This is a genomic window from Brevundimonas sp. (assembly GCF_031082345.1).
In the GTDB taxonomy this organism is placed as follows: domain Bacteria; phylum Pseudomonadota; class Alphaproteobacteria; order Caulobacterales; family Caulobacteraceae; genus Brevundimonas.
On record NZ_JAVHLH010000111.1, the window covers coordinates 1 to 8,814 of the forward strand.

Genomic DNA, 8,814 nt, shown 5'->3' on the forward strand with positions numbered 1-8,814 from the left:
CGGCGCAGGACCCCCATGCCGGCCACGTCATGCCGTCGCCGCAGACTCCGCCCGCAGTCGACCCGCACGCCGGACACCGGGCGCCGGCGGAGCCGCAGGCCGCCGACCCTCACGCGGGCCACGACATGTCGACCACGCCGCCGCCGGCGCAGTCTGATCCGCACGCGGGCCACGACATGTCCGCCGCGGCCCCTGTCCAGGACGATCCGCACGCGGGGCATGACATGTCGACCATGGTCATGGGCCCGCCGGACGCGCCGACCAGCGCCGACAACCCCGGCCGCCCCCCGGAGGACCCGGTCCCGCCCGCCGCCCTGGGCGGTCCGGCCCACGCGGCCGACCTGATCTTCGGCGCCGACGCCATGGCCGCCGCCCGACAGACCCTGGTCCGCGAGAACGGCGACATCCGCACCACGGCCGTGGTCATCGATCGTCTTGAAGCCGGCTTCGGCGACGATGACGAGACTTGGCTATGGGACGTCCAGGGCTGGACCGGCGGCGACATAAACCGCTTCTGGTGGAAGTCCGAAGGCGAGGGCGAATTCGGCGGCGACCTGGAAGAGGTCGAACTCCAGGCCCTCTACAGCCGCGCGGTCACGCCCTTCTGGAACGTGCAGGCCGGCGTGCGTCATGACTTCCGCCCCGACGCCGAGGATGCCACGCATCTGGCCCTGGGCCTTCAGGGACTGGCTCCCCATTGGTGGGAAGTCGACGCCGCCGCCTTCCTGTCGATGGAGGGCGATCTGACCGCCCGCGTCGAGGCCGAGTACGACCAGCGCCTCACCCAGCGCTGGATCCTCCAGCCGCGACTGGAAATCGCCGCCTCGGCCAGTGACATTCCGGAGCTGGAGATCGGTTCGGGCCTGTCCTCGGTCGAGGCGGGCCTGCGGCTGCGCTACGAGTTCCGCAAGGAGTTCGCCCCTTACGTCGGGGTCGAGTGGAGCCGCGCGTTCGGAGACACCGCCGACTACATCGAGGCCCGGGGCGGCGAGGCGGACGACACCCGTCTCGTCGTCGGCCTCAAGGCCTGGTTCTAGCCGCAGGCTCCAAGGCCGGCCGGCCGGATTTCCGGATTTCGCGGAAAAGAAATGGCGCGCCCGGAACGATTCGAACGTCCGACCCTCAGATTCGAAGTCTGGCGAAGGGTTGTGCGAATTCAGTACCTTACAGAATGCAGACTGTAACATCCGATGCCAGGCTAGGTCTGCAGTACTCCGGGTTACAGATTAGCGGGATGACCGAGCAGCGTGTCTGATCGGCACTATGCGGGGACACTGGCATCTCGCTGGCAACGGACGTTCGTCTCCATACCGAAGCGCCCACACGCTGATTGCCTCGTGTCCGGTTGATAGTTAAACGGATCGGCGGAGCCTGAATAATTGAATCACGCCCTACGCCACATCTGCATCGGTCTGTGCGTCGCCCTCCTGGCGGCCATGAACCTGCATGGCCTGTCGGAGTCGCAGCACGACTTCGCCCATGCAGCCGATTGGCCCGCTGTCGCTTTGATCGTCGCAGATGGCGACCAGCACGCGGCTGACGATCATGAAGAGGCTCATGTCCATGTGGCGCCGGAAGAGGTTCCCGATACCGAGACAGATCGGGACGGTGACGGGCCAATCCCTCTCGGGCATCACCATCATGGCGGCGGCGACGTTCAGGCCGCCATGCCGGCGTCAGGTCGGGTTCTGACCGAAACGTCGGCCTCCGCGTCCGCGCTCCGGCGACCTGGGCCTGATCCTGCCCTGTCGAGCCATACCGGCGACGGGCCTGAACACCCTCCCAAACGGATGCGCACGGTCGTCTGAACCGGCGCGGCCGTTCGGCTGCGCGCAACCCGTTTTTCGGAGATACCCTTGAAGACCCCGATCACCGGCTCGGCCGGATCGTGGGCGCGTTTCGCGGCCGTTTCGGTTGCAGCGCTCTCACTGGCGGCCTCGCCGACCCACTCCGCCATGGCGCAGGAGCCGTCCGGCTCTGCCGCCAATGCGCCTACGCTGTCCCTTGAGCGGGCCCTCGCGCGCGCCGTCGAGGTCGACCCCGGACTCCCGGGCGTGGAGGCGCGAGCGCGCGCCGGAGACGCCGCCGTGCGTCAGGCCGATGTCCGGCCCAACCCGACCGTCGGCCTGATGGTCGAGAACCTGCCCACGCTGGGCGGCGGCGCCATCATCGACCGCACCGAGACGACCCTGTCCTATGAGCAACGGTTCGAACGGGGTGGCGACCGGTCGGCGCGCGTGGCTCTGGCGCGAGGCGAAGCCGCCCAGGTCCAGGCCGAAGTCGCGATCCGGCGGCTGGACCGCCTTGAACAGGTGCAGCGCACCTGGGCCGAGGCGCTAGCGGCGCAGGCCGAACTCGAGATCGCGCGCGAGCGCCTCGCCCTCGCCGAACGCTTCCAGACCGAAGTCCAGCGTCGGGTCGACATGGCCCGGGACCCCCTGTTCGCCGGCGCCCGCGCCGAAGCCGAACTGGCCCAGGCCCAGATCGACTTCGACCAGGCCGAGATACAGTCCCGACTGGCCCGCGCCACGCTGGGGCGGTTCTGGATCGGGGCGTCGGACTTTTCCCTCGATCCGGCTGACTTCGAAGACACCAGCGCCGCCCGCGAAGTCGCCGGTGAGGCCGCCGAGATCGACCTCGCGGTTCTGGCCGCCCAGCGCGATGTCGCCCGGGCGAGGGTCGGCGTCGAACAGGCTCTGGCCACACCCGACGCTACGGTCAGCGTCGGTGTCCGCCACTTCTGGGACGGGCAGGACCTCGGCCTGGTCGTCGGCGGTTCCATCCCGCTGGGCCGCTATGACCGCAACGAAGGCGCCATCGAGCGGGCCCGGTTCGAGGGCGTCGCCGCCGAGGCCGACATGGCGGCGCTCCGTCAGGAACGCGAGCGGGAGATCGCCCGCCTCCAGGTCCTCCTTGCCTCGCGGGCGCTGGAGGCCCAGCGGATCGCCGCCGAAACCCTGCCCCAGGCCGAGCGCGCCGTGGTGCTAGTGCGCGAAGGTTTTGCTCGCGGCGGCTTCACCTACAACGACGTCATCGCCGCCCAGAACGCGCTGCTCGCCACCAGGGCCCGCCGCGTCGCCGTGCTGAAACAGTTTCACATCGATCGCGCCCGCCTTGACCGGCTGACCGGCGCGCATGCCGACCTGCTCGGCCTGGAGACCCGTTCATGATCCGTCTCACCCCATCGCGGCGCATCATCGCCGCCTCGTTCCTGGCGCTCGCGGTCGGCGTTTCCGCCTGCGGCCAAGGCGCGGCCGAGAAGGCCGAAGGCGAGGTCGCCGCCGGCGACTATGAGCGCGGCCCGCATCGCGGGCGTATGCTGCGCGACGGCGACTTCGCGCTGGAGGTCACCATCTACGAGGACGGGCCTGAACCGCTGTTCCGCCTCTATCCCTATCTCAAGGACAAGCCGGTCGATCCGCGGCAGGTGCAGGCGACGATCACCCTGGGCCGAACGGGTCCGAAGACCGACCGCTTCACCTTCGCGCCCGAGAACGACTACCTCACCGGTCCGGGGGTGGTGTCCGAGCCGCACTCGTTCGACGTGACGGTGACCGCCGCCCATGCCGGCAAGCAGCACCGCTGGGCCTATGCCTCCTATGAAGGTCGCACCGTCATCGCCGCCGACGCCGCCCGCGCCGGCGGCGTCACCGTCGAGCGGGTCGGACCCGCGACCCTGGGCGAGACCCTGGCCTTGACCGGCCGGGTCGAGATCACGCCCGAGGGCCAGGCCGAGGTCCATGCCCGTTATCCGGGCCGGGTCATGGCCCTGAACGTCGAACTTGGAACCCGGGTGTCGCGCGGGCAGGTCATCGCCCGTGTGGAGTCCAGCGAGAGCCTCCAGACCTATGCGATCACCGCGCCGATCTCGGGCATGATCGTGGCCAAGAACGTCAACGTCGGTTCGATCACCGGCGGCGGCCAACCGATGCTCATGATCGGCGATCCGACCCGGCTGCACGCGGAGTTTCTGCTCTACCCCCGGGACGCCGAACGGGTGCGCGCGGGCCAGCCGATCACCGTCAAGAGCCTTGCCGGCGACTACACCTTCAACGGCCGGATCGAGTCGGTTCTGCCCTCGGCCGACCTGACCAGCCAGGTTCTCGTCGCCCACGTCGATCTGCCTTACCAGGGCGGCATCTGGCGGCCCGGCCTCGGCGTGTCGGGCGAGGCGCAGGTTGGGGCCGGGCAGGTTCCTCTGGCCGTCCGCACCAGGGCGCTCCAGCCGTTCCGCGACTTCACCGTCGTCTATGCCCGCTTCGGCACGACCTATGAGGTGCGGATGCTTGAACTCGGCCGCCGCACGCCCGAGTGGACCGAGGTGCTGAGCGGCATCGACCCCGGCACGGAATATGTCGTGGACGGCGCCTTCCTGATCCGCGCGGACGTCGAGAAGTCCGGCGCGAGCCACGACCACTAGAGGCGCTGATCATCATGCTCGAACGCATCATCGCGCTCTCGATCCGCTTCCGCTGGATCGTCATGGCGCTTGTGGTCCTGGCCTGCGCGGTCGGCGTCTGGAGTTTCCAGCGTCTGCCCATCGACGCCACGCCGGACATCACCAACGTCCAGGTCCAGATCAACACCGAGGCGCCCGGCTTCTCGCCGCTGGAGTCGGAACAGCGGATCACCTTCCCGGTGGAAACCGCCATCGCCGGCGTGCCGGGGCTGCAATACACCCGCTCGGTCTCGCGCTACGGACTCAGCCAGGTGACGGTCGTCTTCGAGGACGGCGCCGACATCTATTTCGCCCGCCAGTTGGTCAACGAACGGCTTCAGGCCGCGAGGGGTCAGCTGCCCGAGGGCCTGACGCCGGAACTCGGTCCCATCGCCACCGGGCTCGGCGAGATTTTCATGTATACGGTCGAGGCCGAACGGGGCGCTCGGCGGCCTGACGGCGAACTCTACACGCCCGAGGATCTACGCACGCTTCAGGACTGGGTCATCCGTCCGCAACTGCGCAACACGCCGGGCGTCACCGACGTCAATACCATCGGCGGGTTCGAGCGGCAGTATCACGTCACACCGTGGCCGGACCGACTCGTCGCCTACGGCGTCACCATGGCCGAGGTGGTCGAGGCGCTGAGCCGCAACAACGCCAACGTGGGCGCCGGCTATGTCGAACGCTATGGCGAACAGTATCTCGTGCGCGTTCCCGGACAGGCGGAGAGCCTCGAGGACCTCGGTGCGGTCATCGTCTCCAACCGCAACGGCGTGCCCGTCCGGGTCGCCGACGTCGCCGATCTGGTCATGGGCGAGGAGCTCCGCACCGGCGCCGCCACCGAGGACGGTCGCGAGGTCGTGCTCGGGACGGTGTTCATGCTGGTCGGGGAGAACAGCCGCACCGTCGCCCGGGCCGTGGCCGCCCGGCTAGACGAAGCCGCCAGGGCGCTGCCCGCCGGGGTCCGCGCCGTGCCGGTCTATGACCGGACAGATCTGGTCGATCGGGCGATCCACACGGTGGAGAAGAACCTGCTCGAAGGCGCGCTTCTGGTCATCGTCGTGCTGTTCCTGCTGCTCGGGAACATCCGCGCCGCCCTGATCACGGCGGCCGTCATTCCCATCACCATGCTGATGACCATCACCGGCATGGTGCGCACGGGCGTCTCCGGAAATCTGATGAGCCTCGGCGCGCTGGACTTCGGCCTGATCGTCGATGGCGCCGTCATCATCGTCGAGAACTGTCTGCGCCGCTTCGGCGAGACGCAGCATCGGCTGGGCCGCCTGCTCAATCGCGAGGAGCGATTCGCCCTGGCGGCCTCGGCTTCCAGCGAGGTGATCCGGCCGTCCCTGTTCGGCGTCCTGATCATCACCCTGGTCTATGTGCCGATCTTCGCCCTGACCGGGGTCGAGGGGAAGATGTTCCACCCGATGGCGATCACGGTCGTCATCGCCCTGACCTGCGCGCTGGTCCTGTCGCTGGTTTTCGTGCCCGCCGCTGTCGCCATGTTCGTCACCGGCAAGGTCGAGGAGAAGGACAGCTTCGTCATGCGCGGCGCCCGCCGCTTCTACCAGCCGGCGCTGGAGATGGCCCTGCGTCTGCGCGTGGCCTTCGTCGCGGTTGCGGTCGCCTTGGTCGTGATCGCCGCCCTGGGCGCCAGCCGGATGGGGTCGGAGTTCATCCCGAACCTCGACGAGGGCGACATCGCCCTGCACGCCCTGCGCATTCCCGGCACCTCACTGAGCCAGGCCGTGCAGATGCAGACGGCCCTGGAACGGCGCATCGCCCGGTTCCCGGAGGTCGAGCGGGTCGTGGCCAAGATCGGCACGGCGGAGATCGCGACCGATCCGATGCCGCCCTCGGTCGCCGACACCTTCATCATGCTGAAGGATCGCAAGGACTGGCCGAACCCGCGCAAGCCCCGGGACGAACTGCTGGCTGAAATGCAGGCGGCCGTCGCCGAAATCCCCGGCAACAACTACGAGTTCACCCAGCCGATCCAGATGCGGTTCAACGAACTGCTGTCCGGCGTCCGGGCGGACGTGGCGATCAAGGTGTTCGGCGACGACCTCGACCAGTTGCTGGAGGTCGGCAACGCCGTCGAGGGCGTGATCGGCGGCATTGAGGGGGCCGAAGACATCTCGGTCGAGCAGGTGACCGGCCTGCCGGTGCTCCAGATCAGACCCGACCGCGCCGCCCTGTCGCGGCTCGGCATCAGCATGGACGATGTCCAGCAGGTCGTCTCGGCCTCGATCGGCGGCGTCGTCGCCGGCCAGGTGTTCGAAGGGGACCGACGCTTCGACGTCGTCGTTCGCCTGCCCGAAACCCTGCGGGAGGACACCGACGCCATCGGCCGACTGCGCATTCCCGTGCCCGGCTCCGGCGGAACAGCCTTCGTGCCGCTGGAAGAGATCGCCACCATCGCCGTGGAGACCGGGCCGAACCAGATCAGCCGCGAGGACGGCAAACGCCGCGTGGTGGTCACCGCAAACGTGCGCGGGCGCGACCTCGGCTCCTTCATCGCCGAGGTGCAGGACAAGGTCGGGGCCGAGGTCGAGATTCCGGCGGGCTACTGGATCAGCTACGGCGGCACGTTCGAGCAACTGATCTCGGCGGCCAAGCGCCTTCAGCTGGTGGTGCCGGTCGTCCTGTTGCTGATCTTCGGCCTGCTGTTCGCCCTGTTCCGGTCGGTGAAGGACTCGGCCATCGTCTTCTCCGGCGTGCCTCTCGCGCTGACCGGAGGCGTGGCGGCGCTGGCGATGCGGGGGCTGCCCCTGTCCATCTCGGCGGCGGTCGGCTTCATCGCCCTGTCCGGCGTCGCGGTGCTCAACGGCGTCGTCATGGTCAGCTTCATCCGAAGCCTGATCGCCGAGGGCAAGCCGCTCGGCGATGCGATCCGTGAGGGCGCCCTGACCCGTCTGCGGCCCGTGTTGATGACCGCCCTGGTCGCCAGCCTCGGCTTTGTGCCCATGGCGCTCAACGTGGGCGCAGGGGCCGAGGTCCAGCGTCCGCTGGCGACCGTCGTGATCGGCGGGATCATCTCCTCGACGATCCTGACCCTGCTCGTGCTGCCCGCCCTCTACAGCCTCGTCCACGGCCGTCCGCCACGCCTTGCGGGCGCGCGGCCCGCCTGGCTGAACCGTCTTCCCATCACCCGGAGCAACGCATGACCCTCGCGACCCATCGATGGGCCGCCTGGCTGAGGACGCCCGCCGGCGTCCTCGTGCTCGGGCTGCTGATCCTCTTCCTCAACGGCCTGCTGACGGCGGCCTTCGCCCACGGCGTCGCAGAAGGCGACAAGGGCTACATCCAGGAGACCTCGGGCTTCCTGTTCTGGCCGTTCGTCTACCTGGGGGCCAAGCACATGGTCACCGGCTACGACCACCTGCTGTTCCTGCTCGGTGTGATCTTCTTCCTCTACCGGATGAAGGACATCAGCCTCTATGTGACGCTGTTCGCCATCGGCCACTCCACGACCCTGCTGCTCGGTGTGCTGACCGACGTCAGCGTTTCCAGTTATCTGGTTGACGCCATCATCGGCCTGTCGGTCGTCTACAAGGCGCTCGACAACATGGGCGCCTGGCAGCGCTGGTTCGGCTTCCAGCCCTCGACCAAGGCGGCGACCCTGATCTTCGGCCTGGTCCACGGTTTCGGTCTGGCCACCAAGCTGCAGGACTTCAACCTGTCGTCCGACGGGCTGATCGGCAACCTGATCGCCTTCAACATCGGTGTTGAGGCGGGCCAGCTGCTGGCGCTCGGGGCCATCCTCATCGCCATGGGCTTCTGGCGGCGAACGACCGGCTTCTGGCGGCACGCCTACGCCGCCAACGTCGTCCTCATGACCCTCGGCTTCATTCTGGCGGGCTATCAGCTCGTCGGCTTCTTCGTCGCCTGACCGGAGACCTGACCCATGTATAACGCCAACAAGCCCGACGCCTCCGAACTGCCCTCGACGGGCAGATTGCTCAAGTCGACCGGCATCGCCGTGGTCATCGCCTCCGCCCTGCTCGTCACCGTCGTCCTGCCTGCCGAATACGGCGTCGATCCGACCCGGGTCGGATCGCTGCTCGGCCTCACCGAGATGGGGCGGATCAAGATGCAGCTGGCGGCGGAAGCCAAGTCAGAGGAAACCGCCGCGCTCCCGGCGGCCGCTCCCGCCCCGCAGGCTTCGGCAGCCCCGAGCGCCGCTCCGGCCACCGCCGAAGCGCCCGCGACCCGGACCGACGAGACGGTGCTGACCCTCGCGCCGGATCAAGGGGCCGAGATCAAGCTGGTCATGGCGGAAGGCGCGAGCGTCCGTTACGTCTGGTCGAGCAGCGGGGGACGGATCAACTACGACATCCATGCTGACCGGCCCGGGACGCCCTATCACG

7 protein-coding genes are annotated in these 8,814 nt (G+C 68.6%); 6 read left to right on the forward strand and 1 reads right to left on the reverse strand.

Features of this window, described 5'->3' with window-relative positions; translation table 11 throughout:
• Positions 1 to 1,037: copper resistance protein B (locus RDU12_RS08650; RefSeq protein ID WP_308684453.1), on the forward strand; the 1,037-nt coding region annotated here is incomplete at its 5' end.
• A gap of 354 nt (positions 1,038 to 1,391) precedes the next feature.
• Here the strand turns inward: RDU12_RS08650 and RDU12_RS08655 are convergent.
• Positions 1,392 to 1,643, reverse strand: coding sequence for a hypothetical protein (locus RDU12_RS08655; protein ID WP_300289828.1), 252 nt, complete (start codon positions 1,641 to 1,643; stop codon positions 1,392 to 1,394).
• A 213-nt stretch (positions 1,644 to 1,856) separates the two neighbouring features.
• Between RDU12_RS08655 and RDU12_RS08660 the strand changes: the two genes are divergently transcribed.
• The 5 genes from RDU12_RS08660 to RDU12_RS08680 form a co-directional block, all read left to right on the forward strand.
• Entirely contained in the window at positions 1,857 to 3,170 is a 1,314-nt protein-coding gene (locus tag RDU12_RS08660; RefSeq protein ID WP_300289829.1) for a TolC family protein, read from the forward strand.
• Positions 3,167 to 4,420, forward strand: a complete 1,254-nt coding sequence (locus RDU12_RS08665) for an efflux RND transporter periplasmic adaptor subunit (RefSeq protein ID WP_300289830.1) — start codon at positions 3,167 to 3,169, stop codon at positions 4,418 to 4,420. The genes RDU12_RS08660 and RDU12_RS08665 overlap by 4 nt, the downstream gene beginning before the upstream one ends.
• 14 nt (positions 4,421 to 4,434) lie before the next feature.
• Positions 4,435 to 7,611, forward strand: a complete 3,177-nt coding sequence (locus RDU12_RS08670; RefSeq protein ID WP_300289831.1) for an efflux RND transporter permease subunit — start codon at positions 4,435 to 4,437, stop codon at positions 7,609 to 7,611.
• Entirely contained in the window at positions 7,608 to 8,336 is a 729-nt protein-coding gene (locus RDU12_RS08675; protein WP_300289832.1) for a HupE/UreJ family protein, read from the forward strand. The genes RDU12_RS08670 and RDU12_RS08675 overlap by 4 nt, the downstream gene beginning before the upstream one ends.
• A gap of 15 nt (positions 8,337 to 8,351) precedes the next feature.
• Positions 8,352 to 8,814: transmembrane anchor protein (locus RDU12_RS08680; protein ID WP_308684454.1), on the forward strand; the 463-nt coding region annotated here is incomplete at its 3' end.